Annotated in this window: 21 protein-coding genes; 12 read left to right on the top strand and 9 right to left on the bottom strand. The window is 63.1% G+C overall.

The genetic code is table 11. The features are described 5' to 3' along the window. Nucleotides 1-11 precede the first annotated feature (11 nt). Nucleotides 12-485 (top strand): transcription elongation factor GreB, encoded by a 474-nt coding sequence (gene greB, locus IAE38_RS14345; protein WP_060481165.1) that lies wholly within the window; start codon nucleotides 12-14, stop codon nucleotides 483-485. Between the two features lie 23 nt (nucleotides 486-508). Here greB and IAE38_RS14350 read toward each other — a convergent pair whose 3' ends face one another. Beyond that, nucleotides 509-3,016 carry an ABC transporter permease gene (locus IAE38_RS14350; protein ID WP_201218104.1) on the bottom strand — a complete coding sequence of 836 codons (2,508 nt, stop codon included), beginning with the start codon at nucleotides 3,014-3,016 and terminating at the stop codon, nucleotides 509-511. Then, nucleotides 3,013-3,699 carry an ABC transporter ATP-binding protein gene (locus IAE38_RS14355; RefSeq protein WP_201218105.1) on the bottom strand — a complete coding sequence of 229 codons (687 nt, stop codon included), beginning with the start codon at nucleotides 3,697-3,699 and terminating at the stop codon, nucleotides 3,013-3,015. Before IAE38_RS14355 ends, IAE38_RS14350 begins: the two co-directional genes overlap by 4 nt. Nucleotides 3,700-3,709: 10 nt before the next feature. Between IAE38_RS14355 and IAE38_RS14360 the strand changes: the two genes are divergently transcribed. The 3 genes from IAE38_RS14360 (at nucleotide 3,710) to IAE38_RS14370 (ending at nucleotide 5,754) form a co-directional block, all read left to right on the top strand. Next, nucleotides 3,710-4,315 (top strand): arylesterase, encoded by a 606-nt coding sequence (locus IAE38_RS14360; RefSeq protein WP_201218106.1) that lies wholly within the window; start codon nucleotides 3,710-3,712, stop codon nucleotides 4,313-4,315. Nucleotides 4,316-4,373: 58 nt separating this feature from the next. Continuing rightward, complete coding sequence (locus tag IAE38_RS14365; RefSeq protein ID WP_028634527.1) at nucleotides 4,374-4,664, top strand: hypothetical protein; 291 nt, start codon at nucleotides 4,374-4,376, stop codon at nucleotides 4,662-4,664. 112 nt (nucleotides 4,665-4,776) lie between these two features. Continuing rightward, entirely contained in the window at nucleotides 4,777-5,754 is a 978-nt protein-coding gene (locus tag IAE38_RS14370) for a L,D-transpeptidase family protein (protein ID WP_028634526.1), read from the top strand. 127 nt (nucleotides 5,755-5,881) lie between these two features. Here the strand turns inward: IAE38_RS14370 and oprI are convergent, their stop codons facing one another. Beyond that, the gene (gene oprI, locus IAE38_RS14375; RefSeq protein ID WP_003259780.1) at nucleotides 5,882-6,133 is read right to left on the bottom strand and encodes an outer membrane lipoprotei OprI; all 252 of its coding nucleotides are present in this window, start codon (nucleotides 6,131-6,133) and stop codon (nucleotides 5,882-5,884) included. 510 nt (nucleotides 6,134-6,643) lie between these two features. Between oprI and IAE38_RS14380 the strand changes: the two genes are divergently transcribed. Next, the gene (locus IAE38_RS14380) at nucleotides 6,644-6,925 is read left to right on the top strand and encodes a GNAT family N-acetyltransferase (RefSeq protein ID WP_028634525.1); all 282 of its coding nucleotides are present in this window, start codon (nucleotides 6,644-6,646) and stop codon (nucleotides 6,923-6,925) included. Nucleotides 6,926-6,962: 37 nt separating this feature from the next. Here the strand turns inward: IAE38_RS14380 and IAE38_RS14385 are convergent, their stop codons facing one another. Beyond that, nucleotides 6,963-8,039: a 3-deoxy-7-phosphoheptulonate synthase gene (locus IAE38_RS14385; protein WP_201218108.1), complete on the bottom strand. Its 1,077-nt coding sequence runs from the start codon at nucleotides 8,037-8,039 to the stop codon at nucleotides 6,963-6,965. Nucleotides 8,040-8,221: 182 nt separating this feature from the next. Here IAE38_RS14385 and IAE38_RS14390 point away from each other — a divergent pair, with 182 nt between their 5' ends. The 3 genes from IAE38_RS14390 to cysB all read left to right on the top strand — a co-directional run bounded on the left by IAE38_RS14390 (nucleotide 8,222) and on the right by cysB (nucleotide 10,865). After that, entirely contained in the window at nucleotides 8,222-9,166 is a 945-nt protein-coding gene (locus IAE38_RS14390) for a putative 2-dehydropantoate 2-reductase (protein ID WP_201218109.1), read from the top strand. 98 nt (nucleotides 9,167-9,264) lie between these two features. Next, nucleotides 9,265-9,762 (top strand): universal stress protein, encoded by a 498-nt coding sequence (locus tag IAE38_RS14395; RefSeq protein WP_028634522.1) that lies wholly within the window; start codon nucleotides 9,265-9,267, stop codon nucleotides 9,760-9,762. Between the two features lie 128 nt (nucleotides 9,763-9,890). Then, nucleotides 9,891-10,865 (top strand): HTH-type transcriptional regulator CysB, encoded by a 975-nt coding sequence (cysB, locus tag IAE38_RS14400; RefSeq protein ID WP_003250297.1) that lies wholly within the window; start codon nucleotides 9,891-9,893, stop codon nucleotides 10,863-10,865. Nucleotides 10,866-10,922: 57 nt separating this feature from the next. On the opposite strand, the gene IAE38_RS14405 is transcribed toward cysB, so the two are convergent. The 5 genes from IAE38_RS14405 to rloA form a co-directional block, all read right to left on the bottom strand. After that, on the bottom strand, nucleotides 10,923-11,657 hold the full coding sequence (locus tag IAE38_RS14405) for a phosphoadenylyl-sulfate reductase (RefSeq protein ID WP_201218110.1): 735 nt from the start codon (nucleotides 11,655-11,657) through the stop codon (nucleotides 10,923-10,925). A 79-nt stretch (nucleotides 11,658-11,736) separates the two neighbouring features. Continuing rightward, entirely contained in the window at nucleotides 11,737-13,080 is a 1,344-nt protein-coding gene (gene pabB / locus IAE38_RS14410) for an aminodeoxychorismate synthase component I (RefSeq protein ID WP_201218111.1), read from the bottom strand. A 132-nt stretch (nucleotides 13,081-13,212) separates the two neighbouring features. After that, nucleotides 13,213-14,193 (bottom strand): alpha-L-glutamate ligase-like protein, encoded by a 981-nt coding sequence (locus tag IAE38_RS14415; protein WP_028634519.1) that lies wholly within the window; start codon nucleotides 14,191-14,193, stop codon nucleotides 13,213-13,215. Beyond that, entirely contained in the window at nucleotides 14,193-15,728 is a 1,536-nt protein-coding gene (gene rloB / locus IAE38_RS14420) for an osmotic stress tolerance membrane protein RloB (protein ID WP_201164278.1), read from the bottom strand. The genes IAE38_RS14415 and rloB overlap by 1 nt, the downstream gene beginning before the upstream one ends. Nucleotides 15,729-15,733: 5 nt before the next feature. Beyond that, a complete protein-coding gene (rloA, locus tag IAE38_RS14425; RefSeq protein WP_028634517.1) occupies nucleotides 15,734-16,270 on the bottom strand; it encodes a retropepsin-like aspartic peptidase RloA in 537 nt (178 codons plus the stop codon). 294 nt (nucleotides 16,271-16,564) lie between these two features. Here rloA and IAE38_RS14430 point away from each other — a divergent pair, with 294 nt between their 5' ends. The 4 genes from IAE38_RS14430 (at nucleotide 16,565) to acnD (ending at nucleotide 22,184) form a co-directional block, all read left to right on the top strand. After that, nucleotides 16,565-17,281, top strand: a complete 717-nt coding sequence (locus tag IAE38_RS14430; RefSeq protein ID WP_028634516.1) for a GntR family transcriptional regulator — start codon at nucleotides 16,565-16,567, stop codon at nucleotides 17,279-17,281. Continuing rightward, a complete protein-coding gene (gene prpB, locus IAE38_RS14435) occupies nucleotides 17,278-18,168 on the top strand; it encodes a methylisocitrate lyase (RefSeq protein ID WP_201218112.1) in 891 nt (296 codons plus the stop codon). The genes IAE38_RS14430 and prpB overlap by 4 nt, the downstream gene beginning before the upstream one ends. Nucleotides 18,169-18,271: 103 nt before the next feature. Beyond that, entirely contained in the window at nucleotides 18,272-19,399 is a 1,128-nt protein-coding gene (prpC, locus tag IAE38_RS14440; protein WP_201218114.1) for a bifunctional 2-methylcitrate synthase/citrate synthase, read from the top strand. Between the two features lie 196 nt (nucleotides 19,400-19,595). After that, nucleotides 19,596-22,184 carry a Fe/S-dependent 2-methylisocitrate dehydratase AcnD gene (gene acnD, locus IAE38_RS14445; RefSeq protein WP_201218115.1) on the top strand — a complete coding sequence of 863 codons (2,589 nt, stop codon included), beginning with the start codon at nucleotides 19,596-19,598 and terminating at the stop codon, nucleotides 22,182-22,184. The last annotated feature ends 14 nt before the right edge of the window (nucleotides 22,185-22,198 follow it).

The following is a 22,198-nucleotide window of genomic DNA, read 5'->3' on the forward strand; positions in this document are numbered from 1 at the left end:
GGAGCGCCCAGTTGAGTACCAACATCATCACTGTTCAGGGCCACGAGGCCCTGAAGAAAGAGCTGGATCATCTCTGGCGGGTCTATCGCCCGGAAATCACCCAGAAAGTGACCTGGGCGGCATCGCTGGGTGATCGCAGTGAAAATGCGGATTACCAGTACAACAAGAAGCTTCTGCGCGAAATCGACCGGCGGGTGCGCTACCTGCGCAAACGCCTGGAGGACGTGAAAGTGGTGAGCTATGCGCCCGAGCAGGAAGGCCGGGTGTTCTTCGGCGCCTGGGTGGAAATCGAGAATGACGACGGCGCATCACTGCGCTTTCGCATCGTCGGTTACGACGAAATCCACGGGCGCAATGATTACATCTCGATCGATTCACCCATGGCGCGTGCCTTGCTGAAAAAACAGCAGGGCGATGAGGTGGTGGTGCACACCCCTACCGGCGAGGCAAGCTGGTACATCAACACCATCAGTTACACCCAGTAGGCGCACAGCCTTCCTCTGTCGCCTTAGCCATCGCGCAGCACGGCCAGTGGGCTTGCATTTAGCGCCCTGCGGGTGCCCAGCACGCCGGCGCCGCCCACCAGCAGTGCGCCAGCCACCGGCATCACCAACAGCCAGGGGTGCGGCCCCCAGGGCAGGTCGAACGCGTAGCGGTACAGTACCCAGGTGATCAGCTCGCAGCCCGCGGCTGCCAGCAACCCGCTGACTGCGCCCAGCAGGCCAAACTCGATACGGCGTGCTTTTACCAACAACGGTCGCGCCGCCCCCAGCGCCCGCAGCAGTGCACCCTGGCGGATACGCTCGTCCAGCGTGGCTTGCAGGCCTGCGAACAGCACGGCCAGCCCCGCAGCCAGCACGAACAACAGGATGTACTCCACAGCCAGCGTCACCTGCGCGAGGATGCTGCGCAGTTGATCCAGCAGGGCGTCAACCTGCAACAGCGTCACCGCAGGGAATGCACGCGACAGCGCGACGACGTCCAGGTCATGCCCAGCTGCCAGGTAGAAGCTGGTCAGGTAGGTGGTAGGCAGGCCCTGCAAGGTGCCGGGCTGGAAGATCATGTAGAAGTTGGGCTGAAAGCTGTCCCAGTGCACGCTGCGCAAGTTGATCACCCGGGCCTGACGTTGCTGCCCTCCGATATCGAACGCCAGCAGGTCACCCAACTTCAACCCCAGGCTGACAGCGAGTTCCGCTTCTACCGACACGCCGGGCACTCCGTCGCCTGCCGGCAGGCCTTGCCACCAGTGGCCCGCAGTCAGGGCGTTGCCCGTGGGCAGGTCCTGAGCCCAGGTCAGGCTCAGGTCACGTTGCACGGCGCGCTCGCCCGCCGAGTCCTTGCTGACGATCTGCTGCACCGGCTCGCCGTTCACTTGCACCAGCCGGCCCGGGGTGACCGGGTACAGCGGGGCTGCGGCTGCATTGATCTGTTTCAGGTGCGCCGCGAAGGGTTCGCGATCGTCTGGCAGAATGTTGAGTGCAAAGTAATTCGGGGCATCCTTGGGCAGTTGCGCCTGCCAGGTGTCCAGCAGTTCTGCGCGCAGCAGGGCGACAAGGCCCATCGCCAGGAGAATCAGGCCAAATGCCAGGGCTTGCCCCGCCGCCGCCATGGGGTGGCGCAGCAGCTGGCCGAGCCCCAGGCGCCAGGCCAGTGGCGCGTTCGCCAGCAAGCGCCTCAGGCTGCGCAGGCTCAGCAACAGCAGGCCGCCGAGTGCCAGCGCTGCCACCAGGCCGCCGGCGAGTAATGCGAAGGTCAGTAGCAGGTCCAGGCTCAGGCGCCACATGATCAGGCCGAGCGCGAGCAGGGCCGCGCCGTACACGAACCAGCTGCCTGGCGGCACGGGCAGCAGGTCGCGGCGCAGCACCCGCAGCGGCGGCACCCGGCCAAGGGCTGCGATGGGCGGGAGGGCAAAACCAGCCAGCGCTACCAACCCGGTGGCGATCCCCGCAAGGGCGGGGGCGGCGTCACCCGCTGGCACGGTGCTGGGCAGCAGGCCTTGCAGCAGCCGGAACAGGCCCAACTGGGCAAGCCAGCCAAGCACGGCACCGGCGGCTGCCGCTGCGATGCCCAACATGGCCAACTGCAGACTGTAGAGGGTCAGCGCCTGGCGGCGCGAAAGCCCCAGGCAGCGTAGCAGCGCGCTGGCATCCAGCCGCCGGGAGGCATAGCGGCTGGCCGACATGGCGACGGCAACGCCCGCCAACAGCACCGCCACCAGGCTCGCCATGTTCAGGTAGCGCTCGGCTTTACCCAGCGCGCCGCCAATCTGCTGGTTGCCATCACGGGTATCGCGCAGGCGCTGGCTGGCTGCCAGGTGCGGCTCTACAGCCTGGCGGTACTGCGCCAGCGCCTCGGGAGTGCCGCTCCACAGTTCGCGGTAGGTGACCCGGCTGCCTGGCTGGACCACGCCTGTGGCGGGCAAGTCCGCCAGGTTCATCAGTACCCGCGGCGTTAGGCTATAGAAGTTGTTGGCACGGTCTGGCTCATACGTCAGCACCCGGCTCAGGCGCAGGGTTTTCATGCCCACGTCGATACTCTCACCTACCTTCAGCCCCAGTGCCGCCAGCAGCCGGGGCTCCACCCACGCCTCGCCGGGGGCGGGGAGGCCGCCAGGGGTTTCTTTGGCATAGGGCTGGGCGGCGCTGCGCAGTTGCCCGCGCAGTGGGTAAGCGTTGTCGGCGGCCTTGACGCTGGACAGCTCGATGCCGCTGTCGCCGCCCACCACGCTGGTGAACTCCACCACCTGCGCGTGACGCAAACCCAGGGCGGCCCCCGCGATGAGCTGCGGTTCGGCAGCCGGCGCGCTCCCTTGCAGCACCAAGTCGGCCCCCAGGAGCTCGCTGGCACGCAATTGCATAGCGCCGTTCAGGCGGGCGCCGAAATAGCCGATGGCAGTGCTTGCCGCCACCGCCACCAGCAACGAGAAGAACAACACGCGCACTTCGCTGGCGCGCAAGTCCCGTAGCAACTGGCGCGCAGCCAGCCCCAGCAGCCGTGCCAGTGGCATCCGTGTCATCCTGCCTCCAATGGCGCAACCAGGTGGCCGGCATCCAGGCGGATCTGCCGGCGGCAGCGGCGCGCCAGGCGTTCGTCATGGGTGACCAGCACCAGGGTGGTGCCCTGTTCCTGGTTCAGTTCGAACAACAGGTCACTGATGCGCTCGCCGGTGTGGCTGTCGAGGTTGCCGGTGGGTTCGTCGGCGAACAACACGGCGGGTTGTGCGGCGAATGCGCGTGCGATGGCCACTCGCTGCTGCTCGCCACCGGACAACTGCCTGGGTGTGTGGCTCAACCGCTGGCCCAGGCCAACGCGTTCCAGCAGGGTGCGGGCATGTTCCCTGGCATCGCGGCGGCCATCCAGCTCCAGGGGCAGCATGACATTTTCCAGGGCGTTGAGGCTGTCGAGCAGTTGAAACGACTGGAATACGAAACCCACGTGTTCGGCGCGCACCCTGGCGCGCTGGTCTTCATCCAGCGGCCCGAGGTCGTGGCCTGCCAGCAGCACGCGACCGGCGCTGGGTTGGTCAAGGCCTGCCAGCAGGCCGAGGAGGGTGGATTTGCCGGAGCCGGAGGCGCCGACGATTGCCAGCGAATCGCCGGCGGCAAGATCCAGTGACAACGCGTGCAGAATCACCAGTTCGCCTTCCGCGCTGGGGACCACTTTGCTAAGGTTCTGCGCAACGAGAATGCTGGGGCCCATGGAGAATCCAATGCGAAGAAGGTGGTTGAGTACCGTGCTGGTCCTGTGTTGCCTGGCCCAGAGCGCCACGGCGGGGACACTGCTGATCGTTGGCGATAGTATCAGCGCCGGTTTCGGGCTGGATACCCGCCAGGGTTGGGTCTCCCTGTTGCAGACCCGCCTGCAGCAGGAAGGTTTCGACGACAAGGTGGTCAATGCCTCGATCAGCGGTGACACCAGCGCGGGGGGGCAGGCGCGGCTGCCGGCGCTGCTTGCGGCGCACAAGCCTGGGGTGGTGGTGCTGGAACTGGGGGGCAATGACGGCCTTCGTGGGCAGCCGCCTGGGCAATTGCAACAAAATCTTGCTTCGATGATCGAGCAGTCGCACAAGGCCGGGGCCAAGGTGCTGTTGCTGGGCATGCGCCTGCCACCGAACTATGGTGTGCGTTACACCGAGGCATTTGCACAGGTCTACCAGCAATTGGCAGCGGACAAACACGTCGCGTTGGTGCCGTTCTTCCTCGACGGGGTAGGGGGGGTGCCCGAATTGATGCAGGCCGATGGTATCCACCCTGCGCAAGGTGCTCAGCAGCGCCTGCTGGAAAATGCCTGGCCGGCGCTAAAACCCTTGCTGTGACGCTTTAAACGGGGCCGGCTTTCGGCTAATGTTGCGCCCCCCGTTTCGAGTGCCCCCGATGCCGCGCCCTGCCTGGTCCCTGTATGCCTATCAACTGATCGAGCCCGACGAGCAGCTTGACCTGTTCGCCTGCCAGGAGGTGCGTGTCCACCTAGTCGCCCGCCAGCTCGAGTTGGGCGTGCCGGTCGACAGGACATTGTGCGGGGGGTTGCTGCCGGCTCACCCCCGCTGGTCCGGCGTGCCGCAGTCGATCTACCGCGATGGCCGCCTGTGCGACCTGTGCCGTGCCATACTCGATGCACAACGGCGTGGCATGCGGCCCATCTGGCCCGAGCTGCAGGCCAGCTGAAGCCGGCCCCTTTCATCATCTGCAAAAGCTTGCAACGCGCCAATGCCTCCCGCTTGCCGGGGGGTGGGTGTACAATCGAACCTCTTGACTCACCTTTCGAAGGATTTACCGGATGTTGCCGCGCTTTCCTGCCGTCACCCGTAGCCTGTCCCTGGCCGCCCTGCTGGTAGCGGGCCCCGCCGCCGCGCTGGAGTTGCCGCTGCCACCGCCCGGTGATGACCTGGTCGGTCAGGTGCACGTCATCAAGGCAAAGTACGAGGACACCTTCGCCGACATCGGCACCGCCAACGACCTGGGCTACCTTGAAATGATCGCGGCCAACCCGGGTGTCGATCCCTGGCTGCCTGGCGCCGGCACGGAAATCATCCTGCCCACGCGCTACATCCTGCCGCCGGGCCCGCGTGAAGGCATCGTCATCAACCTGGCGGAGTACCGGTTGTACTACTACCCCAAGGGGCAGAATGTGGTGCACACCTTCCCGCTGGGTATCGGTCGCGAAGGGTGGGGGTCGCCGGTCGCCAACACCAAGATCACTGCCAAAACGCCGAACCCTACCTGGACGCCGCCTGCCTCCATTCGTGCCGAGCATGCTGCGGACGGTGACATCCTGCCGGCCGTAGTCCCTGCGGGGCCCGACAACCCGTTGGGGCCCTTCAAGTTCACGCTGGGTGTGCCTGGCTACCTGATCCACGGCTCCAACAAAAAGTTCGGTATCGGCATGCGCACCAGTCACGGTTGCTTCCGCATGCTCAACAACAATGTGCTGGAGCTCTCGGGTATGGTGCCGGTGGGCACGCCGGTACGCATCATCAACGAGCCCTACAAGTTTGGGGTCAGTCAGGGCAAGGTATACCTGGAGGCCCACACGCCGCTGGATGACCAAGGCAACCCTTCGGTCGTGGACAAGCATACGGCTGTTATCAACGCCCTGCTCAAGCGCGAAGACCTGGCCAACAACGTGCGCATGAACTGGGACATGGTGCGTGACGTGGTGGCTGCCGAGGATGGCATGCCGGTTGAAATTGCCGTGCCGGCCAATGGCCCTGGCGATGCGCCGATGGTGTCGACTATCCCGGCTGAGTTGCAGTAGCCTCGCCTACTGTGTGACAGGGCCTGCCATCGTGCAGGCCTTTTTGTATGAGCCCGATCGCTTTATTGCGGGCAACAAAAAAGCCGACCCACAGGTGGATCGGCTCGATAACAATCCGTGAGGATTATTACTTGCGGCTGGCTTTGTCCAGCATACGCAGTGCGCGCTCGTTGGCTTCGTCAGCGGTCTGCTGAGCCTTCTGAGCAGCTGCCAGTGCGTCGTCAGCCTTACGGTAGGCTTCATCGGCACGCGCTTGAGCACGAGCTGCTGCGTCTTCAGTCGCAGTCAGACGAGCTTCGGTTTCTTTGGAGACGCTGCTGCAACCGGTAGCCAGAACTGCGGCCAGAGCCAGAGCAGAGAATTTCAGAACGTTGTTCATCGTGTTCCCCTTCAAGGACTTTCTATTAAATAGCCATCTCTCAGAAAAGAGAAACTGGCCGGCGTACATAGTACCCATTACTTGTAGTAAGTAAACTGACAGAGCGCAAGAACTGCAAAAAAAAACAGCCCGCTGCTGCGCGCTAGAAAGAGGCGCAAGGTAGGCGTGAAACAAAAAGGTGCAGTAATCGCAAGCGGTTGTAGTACCTGTACTTTTTTGTGGAACCAATAGTGACTTGCACTGTCATGGGACGTCTTAGTCCTACAACATCCGACAGCAATTGCTCGCAGCCACCCACAATTGCGACAGCAGAGTTTGCCCTTTCATGGGTGCGCACCTTGAGCAACCCCTAGTAGGGCGCCTACTATCTTGTGAGTGCTACAGATCCGAACGAACGCACTGCTGTGCGGATCGGTCGAAAGCCAAGAGGCGGCGTACTGCATAGTGCGCCGGATGAACCACCCGCTGTAAGGCGAAAAGGTCTGCCAGGAAGACCTGCGAGGAGTAGTGATGAGTGAAGCGCTGACCATCCACCATGACCAGGCCGGTCATCAGTTCGAGACCAGTGTGGACGGTCATCGTGCCTACCTGACGTACATGGACCTGGGCAAGCAGACCCTCGACATCTACCGCACCTTTGTGCCCAACGCTCTGCGGGGCCGGGGTATCGCTGCAGCCTTGACCGAGCAGGCCCTGGCGTACGCCGAGCAGATGGGGTATACGGTCATCCCGTCCTGCTCGTATGTAGAGCGGTACATGGAACGCCAGCAGCGTCATTCCAGCAAAGCCTGACATTCACACTGACCTGTCAGACTGAGCGAGGTGCTGATCAGCCGCGCTTGCGCTGCGGCAGCACATCCTTGAGCTTGGCGCGCATGCTGCGCAGTGTTTTCTCGGTTGCCGACCAGTCGATGCAGGCGTCGGTGACAGACACCCCGTATTGCAACTGGGCCAGATCCTTCGGAATGGACTGGCAGCCCCAGTTCAAGTGGCTTTCAACCATCAGCCCGATGATGGACTGGTTGCCCTCGAGAATCTGGTTGGCCACGTTCTCCATCACCAGCGGTTGCAGTGCCGGGTCTTTGTTTGAGTTGGCGTGGCTGCAATCGACCATGATGTTGGGCTTGATCTTGGCCTTGGCCAGGTCCTGTTCGCAAAGCGCGACGCTGACCGAGTCATAGTTGGGCTTGCCGTTACCGCCCCGTAGCACCACATGACCGTACGGGTTCCCCTTGGTGGTGACGATGGACACGCCGCCTTCCTGGTTGATGCCAAGAAAGCGGTGAGGCTTGGACACTGATTGCAAGGCATTGATGGCCACGGTAAGGCCGCCATCGGTACCGTTCTTGAAGCCAACGGCCGAGGACAGGCCCGACGCCATTTCACGGTGGGTTTGAGATTCCGTGGTACGGGCGCCGATGGCGGACCAGCTGATCAGGTCTTGCAGGTACTGCGGCGAAATCGGGTCCAGTGCCTCGGTAGCGGTAGGCAGCCCCATCTCCGCCAAGTCCAGCAGCAGTTTGCGACCAATGTGCAGGCCATCCTGAATCTTGAATGAGTCATCCAGGTAGGGGTCGTTGATCAGGCCTTTCCAGCCGACCGTTGTGCGCGGCTTCTCGAAATACACACGCATGACCAGGTACAGCGTGTCGGACACTTCCTCGGCCAGCACCTTCAGGCGCTCGGCGTATTCGTGGGCTGCCTTGATGTCGTGAATGGAGCACGGCCCAACCACAACGAACAGGCGGTGGTCCTTGCCATCCAGAATATTGCGCACCACTTCGCGACCTGCTGTAACGGTCTGCAGGGCCTTGGTGCTGAGGGGGATTTCCTTCTTGAGCTGATCAGGGGTGATCAGCGTGTCGTTGGAGGCAACGTTCAAGTCATCGATCGGTAAATCAGCCATCGTGTTACTCGTCAGGTCACGGGTGCCGGCCGCCAACAGTCCCCGTGCGGCCCAGCAGCAAGAATAATCGCAGCGGGGAGCCGAACCTTAGCGCGTTAGCGTTGGCGCCACAATGGGGATTACCCCACCTGAATGGGTCAATCCGGTGTACAAGGTAGCCTCACATCCACAAGGAGGGCAGCATGCGCACAACCAACCCACGCATCGGCATCATCGGCAGTGGCGCGATTGGCGGCTTTTACGGGCTGATGCTGGCCCGGGCAGGCTTTGATGTGCACTTTCTGCTGCGCAGCGAGTACGAGGCGGTGCGCGAGCGGGGGCTTGCCGTGGAAAGCGCCGTTCACGGTGCCTTGCATCTGAACGCCCAATGCTATGCCGCGGTCACCCAGATGCCTGCGTGCGACTGGTTGCTGATTGGCGCCAAGGCTACCAGCAACCACCAACTGGCCCCGTTGATCGTGCAGGCCGCAGCGCCAGGTGCAAAGGTCGTGCTGCTGCAGAACGGCCTGGGGGTCGAGGAGCAACTGCGCCCGGCATTACGCCCGGACATGCACCTGCTGGGCGGGCTGTGCTTCATCTGCGTGAATCGCCAGGCGCCCGGGGTGATTTGCCATCAGGCGCTGGGCACCGTCAACCTCGGCTACCACAGCGGCCCGGCAGCCGACGGCGGGGCGCAGCTGGTCGAGCAGGGCGCGGGCTTGTTCAGGGCTGCAGGGGTGGCCTCGCAGGCCATGCCCGACCTGGCGCAGGCCCGTTGGCAGAAATTGGTGTGGAACGTGCCCTACAACGGGCTTTCCGTGCTGCTGGGTGCCAGTACCGGGTTGTTGATGGCCGATAGTTGCAGTCGTGCGCTGGTGCGGGCGCTGATGGATGAAGTGGTGCAGGGCGCAGCGGCCTGTGGCCATGTGCTGCCTGAGGGCTACGCCCAGCAGTTGTTCGAAGTGACGGAAGGCATGCCAGATTACTGGCCCAGCATGTACCACGATCACGCCCACGGCCGCCCCCTCGAACTGCAGGCCATCTATGCCGAGCCCCTGGCCCGCGCTCAAGCGGCCGGCTGTAGCTTGCCCCGCATACAGATGCTCCACCAGGCACTGGCCTTCCTGAGTGCCCGCGCCAACCGCTAAGGCCTGGGCAGATGCGGGCGCGTCGGATGGCCAGGCGGGTGTACGGCGCGCTGCTAAGCTCTAGCTTGCTCTGCCGCCGCGGCAGTCGAGGAGGTCGAATGATCCGTTCCATGCTGTATGCCACCGACCTCGGTGTTTATGCGCCTTTCGTGATGCAGCATGCGCTGGCGCTGGCGCGCACATTTTCGGCCGAGCTGTATGTGATACACGCCGTCGAGCCCATGGGCCAGTTCGCCGAATCCCTGTTGCAGAGCTATCTGGACGAGCAGACCCTCGATCAATTGCACAGCCAGGGGGTAAGCACGGTGATGGCCAACATCGAGCAGCGTGTACTGGAAAACCTGCGCGATGAGCTGGGTGAAGACGCCGACCTTGCCGTGCTCAAGGCGGTGCGCGTTCGCCAGGGGGACCCTGCGCAGGTCATCCTCGACCAGGCGCAGCGGCTTAGCGTCGACCTGCTGATATTTGGCAGCCATAGCGCCGGCGCGGGGGTTGACGTGCCCCTGGGCAGAACAGCGGTGAGGCTGTTGCAGCTGTCCCCGGTGCCGGTCTACATGGTGCCGCTGTCGCAGCATCTAGGTCGTAGGAAAGCGTGAAGCTGCGTGTAAGGCGCTTCCCGAGGCATGTAACAAAATAGTTCTAGATTTATTTCAATAACCACTAATATAGTTATATATCGTCGCTGCCCGCTGCCGCTGACTCATCGCTGAACCGAGGGAAACCTATGAAGCTTCAACAACTGCGCTACATCTGGGAAGTGGCGCACCATGACCTCAACGTCTCCGCGACAGCCCAGAGCCTGTACACCTCCCAGCCAGGTATCAGCAAGCAGATCCGCCTGCTCGAAGATGAGCTGGGCGTCGAAGTGTTCGCGCGCAGCGGCAAGCACCTTACCCGCGTCACCCCGGCAGGTGAGCGCATCATCAACACCGCCGGGGAGATCCTGCGCAAGGTTGAAAGCATCAAACAGATCGCCCAGGAATTCTCCAACGAGAAGAAGGGCACGCTGTCTATCGCCACCACCCACACTCAGGCCCGCTATGCGTTGCCTCCGGTAATCAGCAGCTTCATCAAGCAGTACCCTGAAGTTTCGCTGCACATGCACCAGGGCTCGCCGATGCAGATTGCCGAAATGGCGGCTGACGGCACGGTCGATTTTGCCATCGCCACCGAAGCGTTGGAGCTGTTCGGCGACCTGATCATGATGCCGTGCTACAAATGGAACCGCTGTGTAGTGGTGCCTCAGGGCCACCCGTTGGCCAAGCTGCCTAAGCTCACCCTGGAGGCAGTGGCCGAGTACCCGATCGTTACCTACGTGTTCGGCTTCACTGGGCGCTCCAAGCTGGATGAGGCCTTCAATCACCGCGGCCTCACTCCGAAAGTGGTTTTCACCGCGGCGGATGCCGACGTGATCAAGACCTATGTGCGCCTTGGCCTGGGTGTGGGCATCGTCGCCGGCATGGCGGTGGACGCCAAGCTCGACAGTGACCTGGTCGCCCTGGATGCCAGTGAGCTGTTCGAAGCCAGCATCACCAAGATCGGCTTCCGCCGAGGTACGTTCCTGCGCGGCTTCATGTGCGATTTCATCGAGAAATTCGCCCCGCACCTCACCCGTGAAGTGATGGCCAAGGCCATTCAGTGCCACAACAAACAGGAGCTCGAAGCCCTGTTCGAAGGCGTCGAACTGCCTGTGCACTGAGCTCCATGGGTTGCGGCCAGCTGCCGGCCAGCGTCGTGCAGCTGGCCGTGATGGGTTTCAGGCCTTGGTGATCAGATTGCCAGCGTGCAGGCCGCATTCCTTCTGGGTTGACTCCTCCCACCACCAGCGCCCTTCGCGCTCATGCTGGTTAGGCAGCACCGGGCGTGTGCAGGGCTCGCAGCCGATGCTGATGAAGCCGCGCTCGTGCAAGCTGTTGTAGGGCAGTTCCAGCATGCGAATGTAGCCCCACACTTCCTCGCTGGTCATCTGCGCCAGTGGGTTGAATTTGTACAGGGTGCGTTCCGGGGTCGAAAAGCCGCTGTCGATTTCCAGGGGCGCCACCTGGCTGCGGGTGCCGGGGCTCTGGTCACGGCGCTGGCCAGTGGCCCAGGCGCTGACCGTGGCCAGCTTGCGGCGCAGCGGCTCGATCTTGCGGATGCCGCAGCACTCACCGTGCCCGTCGCGGTAGAAGCTGAACAGCCCCTTGTCTTTGACGAAAGGGTCGAGCGTGTTGCGGTCCGGGCTGAGGATTTCGATCGGCAGGTTGTACTGTTCGCGCACCTGGTCGATGAAACGGTAGGTTTCCGGGTGCAGGCGGCCGGTGTCCAGGCTGAACACCCTGACCTGCTTGTTCAGCTTCCAGGCCATGTCTACCAGCACCACGTCCTCGGCGCCGCTGAACGAAATCCACAGGTCATCACCAAAATGCTCGAAGGCAAGCTTGAGGATGTCCTGCGGGGACTTGTTGGCATAGGCCGCGGCCAAGGCAGCGACGTCGAAGGGTTGGCTCATCAGGCGGTTTCCATCTTGGCTGTGGCGCTGTGCGCTCGTAATGGGGTGATGGTAACAAAAAAATACGGGGCAGACGGCTCTACAGCGCCTGCAAGGCCTGCATCAGCACGCGTACCTTGGCGATCGACTCTTCGTATTCAGCTTGCCATTGCGAATCGGCGACCACGGCACCGCCGCCCCAGCAGCTGACGTGCCCGTCCTTGACCAGCAGGCTGCGGATGGCGATGGAGCTGTCCATTTCGCCGCGCACATCTACATACAGCAAAGACCCGCAGTATAGGGCGCGGCGTGTGGGCTCCAGCTCGTCGATGATCTGCATGGCGCGGATTTTCGGTGCGCCGGTAATGGACCCGCCCGGGAAGCTGTCGCCGATCAGGTCCAGTGCATCCCTGCCGTCAGCCAGTGTGCCGATGACGCTGCTGACCAGGTGATGCACGTTCGGGTAGCTTTCCAGGCTGAACAGCTCCGGCACGCTGACCGAGCCGATCTGGCAGGTGCGCCCCAGGTCGTTGCGCAGCAGGTCGACGATCATCAGGTTCTCGGAGCGGTCCTTGGGGCTGTGCAGCAGTTCTTCGGCATTGCGCGCGTCTTCTGCCGGGTTGCTGCCACGTGGCCGGGTACCCTTGATGGGCCGGGTTTCTACCTGGCCCTGGCTGACCCGGACGAACCGCTCTGGCGAAAAGCTCAGCAGGGCACTGCCGTCGGCCAGTTGCTGGTAGCCGGAAAACGGTGTGGGGCAGGCCCGGCGCAGTGCCTGGTAGGCGTGCCAGGGGTCGCCCTGGCAAGGTGCGCGAAAGCGTTGGGTGAGGTTGATCTGGTAGCAGTCACCGGCCTGAATGTAGCGCTGCACCTGGTCGAATGCGGCCTGGTACTGTGCCGGTTGCAGGTCGCCGGCCATGGGCGCGAGCAGTTTGAAAGGGCCTGATGCACCAGGCGCTGAGCTGCTGAACAGGCTCACCAGGCGGTCACGCTCGTCAGCAGCCAGGCTTGGGTGAAACACCAACTGGGTGGTGCCCTGCACATGGTCGGTGACCATTGCCCAGGCATACAGCCCCAGCTGTGCATCCGGCAGGCCGAGGTCATCCACCGCCTGGCTGGGCAGTTGCTCCAGCCGGCGACCGAAGTCGTAGCTCAGGTAGCCGATCAGGCCGCCGGCGAACGGCAGCTCGCTGCCTGCTGGCAACTGTGCCGTGCCAAGCTGCGCCAGGCTGTCGCGCAAACGGTGCAGAAACGCGCGGCCGTCTTCGCCAGGCCGTGCGTGAAGCTGCTGCACAGGCCAGGCGCTGAGCAGGTCGAACCGGCCACGGTCGGCGGCAGGGCGTGCGCTGTCCAGCAGAATCGCCCCCGGCGCCTGGCGCAGGCGGGCAAAAAAAGTGGCGGGGTCGGGTTGGTAGGGCAGGGGGTAAAGCGTACAGGTCGGCATCAGTGTGGACGGCGATGTAAAAGCGAGGGGGCAATTGTAGACCGCTGCAGGAACTGCGCCTAGCACCGGGCTTTACATTCCCCCGCACCCAATGCCACGTGAAGGAAGGGGCTGCGGGGCAGCCCCACCCGATCAATGGCCGGGCACGTGCCCGAACAGCCCCTGTGCGACCCGGACGCGTTGCTCGGCATCTTCAGTGATGCCTTCCTTGGCCAGCGCTTCCAGGTGGGCTTCGATGGCATGGGTACGCTGGGTCAGGCCGCAGTCGTTGGCGATCTGGATGTTCAGCCCCGGGCGAGCGTTCAGCTCCAGAATCAATGGCCCCTTTTCCTGGTCCAGCACCATGTCCACGCCGATGTAGCCCAGCCCGCACAGCTCGTAGCAGCCTGCGGCAAGCTTCATGAAGCCGTCCCAGGTGGGCAGTTGCACGCCATCCACCGAGTTGGTGGTGTCCGGGTGCTTGCTGATGATGTTGTTCAGCCAGGTACCGCGCAGGGTCACGCCGGTGGCCAGGTCTACACCCACGCCGATGGCGCCCTGGTGCAGGTTGGCCTTGCCGCCCGACTGGCGGGTGGGCAGGCGCAACATGGCCATGACCGGGTAGCCCATCAGCACGATGATGCGGATGTCCGGTACACCTTCGTAGCTGATGCTTTTGAAGATCTGGTCGGGCGTGACCCGGTATTCGATCAGTGCCCGGTCACGGTGCCCGCCCAGCGAGTACAGGCCGGTGAGGATGCTGGAAATCTGGTGTTCGATTTCCTCGTGGCTGATGATCTTGCCCGACACTGTGCGGTAGCGGTCCTCGAAGCGGTCGGCGATCACCATGATGCCGTCACCGCCAGCGCCTTGCGCCGGCTTGATGACGAAGTCATTGCGCCCGCCAATGATCTGGTCGAGCTTTTCGATCTCTTTTTCCGTCTCGATCACGCCGTACATTTCCGGCACATGAATGCCGGCAGCCAGTGCGCGCTCCTTGGTGATGATCTTGTCGTCGACGATCGGGTACAGGTGGCGCTTGTTGTACTTCAACACGTAGTCCGCGTTGCGCCGGTTGATACCCATGATGCCCCGGGCCTCCAGGGCTTTCCACGTCTTGATCAGGCCAAACATCAGGCGTCAGCCTTCTTCAAAAATGCCTTGAAGCGCACCAGCTCGGTCAGGCGGTAGCCGCGGTAGCGGCCCATCGCGAGCATGAAGCCCACCAGAATCAGCAGCACTGCCGGGAAGGTGAAGACGAAGTACACCAGCTCCGGCACCATCATCAGCAGGTGGGCGAGGGAAGCTGCGAACAGCGTACCGATGGCCACCTTCATGGCATGGCCGCCCCCGCGTTCCTCCCAGGTGATGGACAGGCGCTCGATGGTCATGGTCAGGATCACCATGGGGAACAGTGCTACCGACAGGCCACGCTCCAGGCCCAGCTTGTGGCTGAACAGGCTGATGGCGGCAATCAGTACCACCACGAAGGTAAGCACCACCGACAACCGCGGCAGCATCTGCAGCTTCAGGTGTTCCAGGTAGGAGCGCAGTGACAGGCCAAGCGCGGTAATCACCGTGAACAGCACGATGCCGAAGCCCAGCTGGGTTTCGCGGAAGGCCAGGGCGATCAGCACGGGGGTGAAGGTGCCCAGGGTCTGGATGCCGATCAGGTTGCGCAGGATCAGAATCACCAGCACGCCAATCGGGATCATCACCATGATCATGAAGGTTTGCTGGGTCTGCAGGGGCAAGCTGTACAGCGAGTACTCGAGGAAGTCGGCGTCGGTGTTCTCGTCGGTCAGCTTGGCCAGGCGGATGGCGTTCATCTCGCTGTTGTTCATGCTGAAGGTGACGTTGGCTTTCTTGCCGCCATCGACGGTGATCAGGTTGTCGTCACCGGTCCACCACAGCAGGCGGTCGCTTGGCAGGCCCTGTTCGCCGGTATCGGGGTTGAAGTACAGCCAGTCGTTGCCATTGAAGCTGCGCAGCCACAGCTCAGGGGTTTGCGGGGTGTCTGCCACCAGGCGGATGGTGTGCACTCTTTCCATCGGCACGTGGGCGATGGACAGCAGCAGGTCGATCACCTGGGCCTTTTTCAGGGACGAGGTGTCGCCGGCCAGCAGCAGCTTGACGTTGTCGTCGTTGAGGTTGTTGACCCGCTTGATGGTCTCGCCGACAAAGGTTTCCACATCGGCCGAATGCTGGCGAATCGGTGCCATCAGCGCTTCTGCGGCGATCTTCTCGGGGCCGTCCACCGCCAGGCTGTCACGGAAGGTCGGGCCCTTGATCTTGGCTTTTTCGGTGCTGTAGCGCTTGGTCAGCACCAGGCGGTAGTACAGCGTCTGGTTGCCGCTGGCGCGGCGGGCCGACCAGGTGACCTTGCGGTTACCGTCGGCGCGGTTGACGCTGACCCCATAGTTGTTGGAGATGAAGCTCTCGTTGAGGCTCACGTAGTCGCGGTTCAGTGGCGGTACGAACATCTGCACCTTGACCGGGTCCTTGGTGCTGGCGACGAATTCGATCTTGGCGTCGATGTTCCACAGGTCGTCGGTTTCATCCTCGGTGACCGGGATGCCGAGTGCCAGGATCTGATAGGCCGTGACCGCTACGCCCAGAAGCACCAGTACGGTGATCAGGACTTTCAGGTGGAGGGTAAGAGAGCGCATCGGGGTTACTCTGCTTTGGGAGCGTCGGTGGCACAGGCAGGTTTGCCGGCCGCATATTTAAGGCTGGGGTCGACCAGTGCGTCGAAGTGTTTCAGGGCTTCAGAGCCGATCAGCAGCGGGAACTGGAAGGCGCTGCGGTCTGTGAGGTTGACTTCGATGGTGCGCCGGGCCTGGCCCATGCAGATATCGAGCTCGATGACCGGCCGCGCGGTATATGCCTTGCCGGAGTCAGCGTCGTAGTCGCTGGCCCGGCGCTTGATCTTGCTCACCCGCGCCAATGGGCGTTCGATGGGGTGAGAGTGGGCGGCGTCGATGGCCAGGTAGAAGCGCACCCAGCTTTCGCCGTTGCGTTTGAAGCGTTTGATGTCGCGGGCACTGAGCGAGGCGGTCTTGGCACCGGTGTCGAGCTTGGCCGCCACCTCCAGGTCAAGGTCACCCAGGCGTGCGTACTCATTGAGCCCGTACACGGTCTTGCCCGCCGCCTGGCCAAGGGCCGGCAGCAGGGTGAGGCAAAGCAGTAATAAAGCAGGTGTAAGTCTCATAGTCCTGGCGCGGTATTGTGCAAGTTTCGGGGTAAGGCGACTGGCAACTGCTGCACAAGCTTCCTCGTTGAACTGTCAACACGCGTACGGCGTTGGCAGTCAGGCTATCCATACTCCATCGGAGGCGCGGCATTCTATCACGCCGACGTATTGACGCCAGCGGTGCGCGATCTGACAGCGACAAGCCAGGAGAAGTTCTGGTCAGCATAATTGTCAACAATCCAAATTTATCCTTTGACTGAGTATGCCTTTTTGGCTAATTTCACCGTATGGATTAAACAAGGTGTCGACAATATGCAGGACCTCTCCGCCGTTGGCCCGGCCCTGATGGACGAATCGGAAACCCTGTCCGAGCATGTGTTTCGGCGCATCCAGGCGGCCATCGTCAAAGGTGACATTGCCCCTGGCAGCAAGATTTCCGAGCCGGAGCTGGCCCGTACCTATGGCATCAGCCGTGGGCCCCTGCGCGAGGCCATCCACCGCCTCGAGGGGCAGCGCCTGTTGGTGCGCATACCCCATGTGGGCGCGCGGGTGGTGTCGCTCAACCATGCCGAACTGATCGAGCTGTACGAGATTCGTGAGTCGCTCGAAGGCATGGCGTGCCGGCTGGCGGCGGAGCGCATGAGTGTGGCCGATATCGAAGAACTGCGCCGGGTACTGGACACCCATGAGCGAGATGCAGCCTTCCAGGCGGGTGTGGGGTATTACCAGCAGGAGGGTGATTACGATTTCCACTACCGGATCATTCAGGGCAGCGGCAACCAGACCTTGGTCAAGATGCTGTGTGGCGAGCTGTACCAGCTGGTGCGCATGTACCGCATCCAGTTCTCCGCCACGCCTAACCGCCCGCGCCAGGCATTTGCCGAGCACCACCGTATTCTCGATGCCATTGCCGAGCGTGATGGCGAGCTGGCCGAACTCCTGATGCGCCGCCACATCGGCGCCTCCAAGCGCAACATCGAGCGCCACTACCTGGACGCCCGCACTGACAGCCCAAGAGGTGAGAAATGACCGTTAAGAGCACACCCGGCCAGCGTTTCCGCGAAGCCGTTGCCGCCGAGCAGCCGCTGCAGGTGGTCGGCACCATAAATGCCAACCATGCACTGCTGGCCAAACGCGCCGGTTTCAAGGCCATCTATCTGTCCGGTGGTGGCGTGGCTGCCGGGTCGCTCGGCCTGCCGGACCTGGGCATCAGCAACCTCGATGATGTGCTCACGGATGTACGCCGCATCACCGACGTTTGCGACCTGCCGTTGCTGGTGGACGTGGACACCGGGTTCGGCGCATCGGCCTTCAACGTGGCCCGCACCGTGCGCTCGATGAGCAAGTTCGGCGCTGCCGCCATTCACATCGAAGACCAGGTTGGTGCCAAGCGCTGCGGGCATAGGCCCAACAAGGAAATCGTCAGCCAGCAGGAAATGGTCGACCGCATCAAGGCGGCCGCCGATGCCCGCACCGATGACAGTTTCGTGATCATGGCGCGCACCGACGCGCTGGCCGTCGAGGGCCTGAACGCCGCGCTGGACCGGGCTGCCGCCTGTGTCGAAGCCGGCGCCGATATGGTGTTCCCCGAGGCCATCACCGAGTTGTCGATGTACCGGACGTTCGCCGACCGGGTAAAGGCGCCGATCCTGGCCAACATCACCGAATTCGGCGCCACGCCGTTGTACACCACCGATGAGCTGGGTTCGGTCGGCGTGTCGCTGGTGCTCTACCCGCTGTCGGCATTCCGCGCCATGAACAAGGCGGCCGAAAACGTGTACACCGCCCTGCGCCGCGACGGCACGCAAAAGAACGTGGTCGACACCATGCAGACCCGCATGGAGCTTTACGATGCCATCGGCTACCACGCGTTCGAGCAAAGCCTGGACGCCCTGTTTGCCCAGAAAAAGGCCTGACCCCCCGTTCTTGTAGGAGCGAGCAAAGCTCGCGATAAAGGCCTCAGCCAAACCCATCAGCCAAACAGCATTCCGATAACAAATTCAAGAAAGGAGAAACACCATGGCCGAAGCAAAAGTACTCAGTGGCGCTGGCCTGCGCGGGCAGGTGGCCGGCCAGACCGCGCTGTCGACCGTGGGCCAGGCCGGTGCCGGGCTGACCTACCGTGGGTACGACGTGCGCGAACTGGCTGCCGGTGCCGAGTTCGAGGAAGTTGCCTACCTGCTGCTGTACGGCGAGCTGCCCAGCCAGGCCGAACTTGCCGACTACAAGCACAAGCTGAAAGGGCTGCGTGAGCTGCCCCAGGCCTTGAAGGAGGTGCTCGAGCGCATCCCGCGTGACACCCACCCCATGGATGTGATGCGTACGGGCTGTTCGATGCTCGGCACGCTGGAGCCCGAGCTCACCTTCGACGCCCAGGTCGAGAAGACCGACCGCCTGCTGGCGCTGTTCCCCGCCGTGATGTGCTACTGGTACCGCTACAGCCACCATGGCGTGCGCATCGACTGCCACAGTGACGAAGACACCCTGGGTGGCCATTTCCTGCACCTGCTGCACGGCAAGAAACCCAGTGCGCTGCATGTGAAGGTGATGAACGTTTCGCTCATCCTTTACGCGGAACACGAGTTCAATGCCTCCACCTTCACCGCCCGCGTATGCGCCTCAACGCTGTCCGACCTGTATTCGTGCATCACGGCGGCCATCGGCGCATTGCGCGGCCCGCTGCACGGTGGTGCCAACGAGGCAGCCATGGAGCTCATCGAGCGCTTCCAGAGCCCGCAGGAGGCCACGGCCGAGTTGCTGCGCATGCTTGAGCGCAAGGACAAGATCATGGGCTTTGGCCATGCCATCTACAAGGAATCCGACCCGCGCAACGAGGTGATCAAGGGCTGGGCGAAGCAGCTGGCCGATGAAGTGGGGGATACGGTGCTGTACCCGGTTTCCGAGGCCATCGACAAGACCATGTGGGAGCAGAAGCGCCTGTTCCCCAACGCTGACTTCTACCACGCGTCGGCGTACCACTTCATGGGCATCCCGACCAAGTTGTTCACGCCCATCTTCGTCTGCTCGCGGCTCACAGGTTGGGCCGCGCATGTATTCGAGCAGCGCGCCAACAACCGCATCATCCGCCCAAGCGCCGAGTACGTGGGCGTGGAGCAGCGGCCATTTGTGGCGATTGAGCAGCGGTGATGAATCCTGGCCGGGGGAGCCCTACATAAACGCTTGATTCAGCAGGGGCCCGTGGGAGCGGCTTCAGCCGCGAACACCGGCGAAGCCGGTGCCATCACCGGGCTGCCTGCTTCGCGGGTGAACCCGCTCCCACAAGGAGCGTGGGTTGCTTGCACAATCAGTTTGAACGCTATCCGTGAGCGAGCCTGATAACGATATGAACACTGCCTACCGCAAAGCCCTGCCAGGTACCGACCTGGATTATTTCGATGCCCGCGCAGCCGTCGAGGCGATCAAGCCCGGCGCCTACGACGGCCTGCCCTACACCTCCCGCGTCCTGGCCGAAAACCTGGTGCGCCGCTGTGACCCTGCCCACCTGGACGCCTCGCTGGGGCAGCTGATCGAGCGTCAGCGCGACCTGGATTTCCCGTGGTTCCCGGCACGCGTGGTGTGCCACGACATCCTCGGCCAGACGGCGCTGGTCGACCTGGCCGGCCTGCGCGACGCCATTGCCGACAAAGGCGGCGACCCGGCGCAGGTCAACCCGGTGGTGCCGGTGCAACTGATCGTCGACCACTCCCTGGCCGTGGAGTGCGGCGGCTACGACCCCCAGGCCTTCGACAAGAACCGCGCCATCGAGGACCGGCGCAACGAGGACCGCTTCCATTTCATCAACTGGACCAAGAAAGCGTTCAAGAACGTAGACGTTATCCAGCCCGGCAACGGCATCATGCACCAGATCAACCTGGAGAAGATGTCGCCGGTGGTACACAGTGATCACGGCGTCGCCTACCCAGACACCTGCGTCGGTACCGACAGCCACACCCCCCATGTCGACGCCTTGGGTGTGATCGCCATCGGTGTGGGTGGCCTCGAGGCGGAAAACGTCATGCTGGGCCGCGCCTCGTGGATGCGCCTGCCAGAGATCGTGGGTGTGCAGCTCACCGGCAAGCTGGCCCCGGGCATTACCGCCACCGACCTGGTGCTGGCCCTGACCGAGTTTCTGCGCAAGCAGAAAGTAGTAGGTGCCTACCTTGAATTTCACGGGGAGGGCGCCAGCGCCCTGACATTGGGCGACCGCGCCACCATCTCCAACATGGCCCCCGAATACGGCGCCACGGCGGCGATGTTTGCCATCGACCAGCAGACCATCGACTACCTGCGCCTGACCGGGCGGGACGACCAGCAGGTTCGCCTGGTGGAAACCTACGCCAAGGTCACCGGCCTGTGGGCAGACAGCCTGGCAGGCGCCGTGTATGAGCGTACGTTGAGCTTCGACCTGTCCAGCGTGGAGCGCAACATGGCCGGCCCTTCCAACCCCCATGCCAGGGTCGCTACCCGCGATCTCGCGGCCAAGGGTATCGCGGGCGCGTGGGAGCAGGTGCCGGGGCAGATGCCTGATGGCGCGGTGATTATCGCGGCCATTACCAGTTGCACCAACACCAGCAACCCGCGCAACGTGATCGCTGCCGGCCTGCTGGCGCGCAATGCCAACAGGCTGGGCCTGGCTCGCAAGCCGTGGGTCAAGTCTTCGCTGGCGCCGGGCTCCAAGGCTGTGCAGTTGTACCTGGAGGAGGCTGGGCTGGAGAAGGAACTGGAGCAGCTCGGCTTTGGCATCGTGGCGTTTGCCTGCACCACCTGCAACGGCATGTCTGGCGCGCTGGACCCGGTGATCCAGCAAGAAATCATCGACCGCGATCTGTATGCCACTGCCGTGCTGTCGGGTAACCGCAACTTCGACGGGCGCATCCACCCCTATGCCAAACAGGCGTTTCTGGCGTCGCCGCCGCTGGTGGTGGCCTACGCCATTGCCGGCACCATCCGCTTCGACATCGAAAAGGATGTACTCGGCGTGGTCGACGGGCGAGAGATCCGCCTCAAGGACATCTGGCCAAGCGATGAAGAAATCGATGCCGTGGTCCGCGCTGCGGTCAAGCCAGAGCAGTTCCGCAAGGTCTACATTCCGATGTTCGCCATCGAGGAGGATCGCGGGCCGAAGGTGGCGCCGCTGTATGAATGGCGCCCGATGAGCACCTACATCCGCCGCCCTCCCTATTGGGAAGGCGCCCTGGCGGGTGAGCGGACCCTGCGGGGCATGCGCCCGCTGGCTGTGCTGCCGGACAACATCACCACCGACCATCTGTCGCCCTCCAACGCCATCATGCTGGACAGCGCAGCAGGCGAGTACCTGGCCAAAATGGGCCTGCCGGAAGAGGACTTCAACTCCTACGCCACCCACCGTGGTGACCACCTGACAGCCCAGCGTGCCACGTTCGCCAACCCCAAGCTGTTCAACGAGATGGTGCGCAACGACGATGGCAGCGTGAGGCAGGGCTCGCTGGCGCGGCTGGAGCCGGAAGGCAAGGTGACCCGTATGTGGGAGGCCATCGAGGCCTATATGCAGCGCAAGCAGCCGCTGATCATCGTCGCCGGTGCTGATTACGGGCAGGGCTCTTCCCGTGACTGGGCCGCCAAGGGCGTGCGCCTGGCCGGCGTCGAGGCGATTGCCGCCGAAGGCTTCGAGCGCATCCACCGCACCAACCTGGTGGGCATGGGGGTATTGCCGCTGGAATTCAAACCAGGCACCGACCGCAACACCCTGGGCCTGGATGGCAGCGAAACCTACGACGTCGTGGGGGCACGTACACCGCGGGCCACGCTGACGCTGGTGATCACCCGCGCCAACGGCGAGCGCCTGGAGGTGCCTGTCACCTGCCGCCTGGACACGGCGGAGGAAGTGTCGATCTACGAGGCAGGCGGGGTGCTTCAGCGTTTTGCCCAGGACTTCCTCGAAGCCACTGCCTGAATGAAACGGGGCCG

Origin of the sequence: Pseudomonas sp. S32 (assembly GCF_016648095.1) — a bacterium.
Taxonomy (GTDB): Bacteria; Pseudomonadota; Gammaproteobacteria; order Pseudomonadales; family Pseudomonadaceae; genus Aquipseudomonas; species Aquipseudomonas parafulva.

Bases quoted from the DNA above. Each gene is read 5' to 3' on its own strand.
- IAE38_RS14350 (WP_201218104.1), bottom strand. From the start codon at position 3,016: ATGACACGGATGCCACTGGCACGGCTGCTGGGGCTGGCTGCGCGCCAG.
- cysB (WP_003250297.1), top strand. From the start codon at position 9,891: ATGAAGCTTCAACAACTGCGCTACATCTGGGAAGTGGCGCACCATGAC.
- acnD (WP_201218115.1), top strand. From the start codon at position 19,596: ATGAACACTGCCTACCGCAAAGCCCTGCCAGGTACCGACCTGGATTAT.
- prpB (WP_201218112.1), top strand. From the start codon at position 17,278: ATGACCGTTAAGAGCACACCCGGCCAGCGTTTCCGCGAAGCCGTTGCC.
- IAE38_RS14355 (WP_201218105.1), bottom strand. From the start codon at position 3,699: ATGGGCCCCAGCATTCTCGTTGCGCAGAACCTTAGCAAAGTGGTCCCC.
- prpC (WP_201218114.1), top strand. From the start codon at position 18,272: ATGGCCGAAGCAAAAGTACTCAGTGGCGCTGGCCTGCGCGGGCAGGTG.
- IAE38_RS14415 (WP_028634519.1), bottom strand. From the start codon at position 14,193: ATGTTTGGCCTGATCAAGACGTGGAAAGCCCTGGAGGCCCGGGGCATC.
- pabB (WP_201218111.1), bottom strand. From the start codon at position 13,080: ATGCCGACCTGTACGCTTTACCCCCTGCCCTACCAACCCGACCCCGCC.
- oprI (WP_003259780.1), bottom strand. From the start codon at position 6,133: ATGAACAACGTTCTGAAATTCTCTGCTCTGGCTCTGGCCGCAGTTCTG.
- IAE38_RS14395 (WP_028634522.1), top strand. From the start codon at position 9,265: ATGATCCGTTCCATGCTGTATGCCACCGACCTCGGTGTTTATGCGCCT.
- IAE38_RS14365 (WP_028634527.1), top strand. From the start codon at position 4,374: ATGCCGCGCCCTGCCTGGTCCCTGTATGCCTATCAACTGATCGAGCCC.
- IAE38_RS14390 (WP_201218109.1), top strand. From the start codon at position 8,222: ATGCGCACAACCAACCCACGCATCGGCATCATCGGCAGTGGCGCGATT.
- rloB (WP_201164278.1), bottom strand. From the start codon at position 15,728: ATGCGCTCTCTTACCCTCCACCTGAAAGTCCTGATCACCGTACTGGTG.
- IAE38_RS14370 (WP_028634526.1), top strand. From the start codon at position 4,777: ATGTTGCCGCGCTTTCCTGCCGTCACCCGTAGCCTGTCCCTGGCCGCC.
- IAE38_RS14405 (WP_201218110.1), bottom strand. From the start codon at position 11,657: ATGAGCCAACCCTTCGACGTCGCTGCCTTGGCCGCGGCCTATGCCAAC.
- IAE38_RS14385 (WP_201218108.1), bottom strand. From the start codon at position 8,039: ATGGCTGATTTACCGATCGATGACTTGAACGTTGCCTCCAACGACACG.
- IAE38_RS14380 (WP_028634525.1), top strand. From the start codon at position 6,644: ATGAGTGAAGCGCTGACCATCCACCATGACCAGGCCGGTCATCAGTTC.
- IAE38_RS14360 (WP_201218106.1), top strand. From the start codon at position 3,710: ATGCGAAGAAGGTGGTTGAGTACCGTGCTGGTCCTGTGTTGCCTGGCC.
- rloA (WP_028634517.1), bottom strand. From the start codon at position 16,270: ATGAGACTTACACCTGCTTTATTACTGCTTTGCCTCACCCTGCTGCCG.
- IAE38_RS14430 (WP_028634516.1), top strand. From the start codon at position 16,565: ATGCAGGACCTCTCCGCCGTTGGCCCGGCCCTGATGGACGAATCGGAA.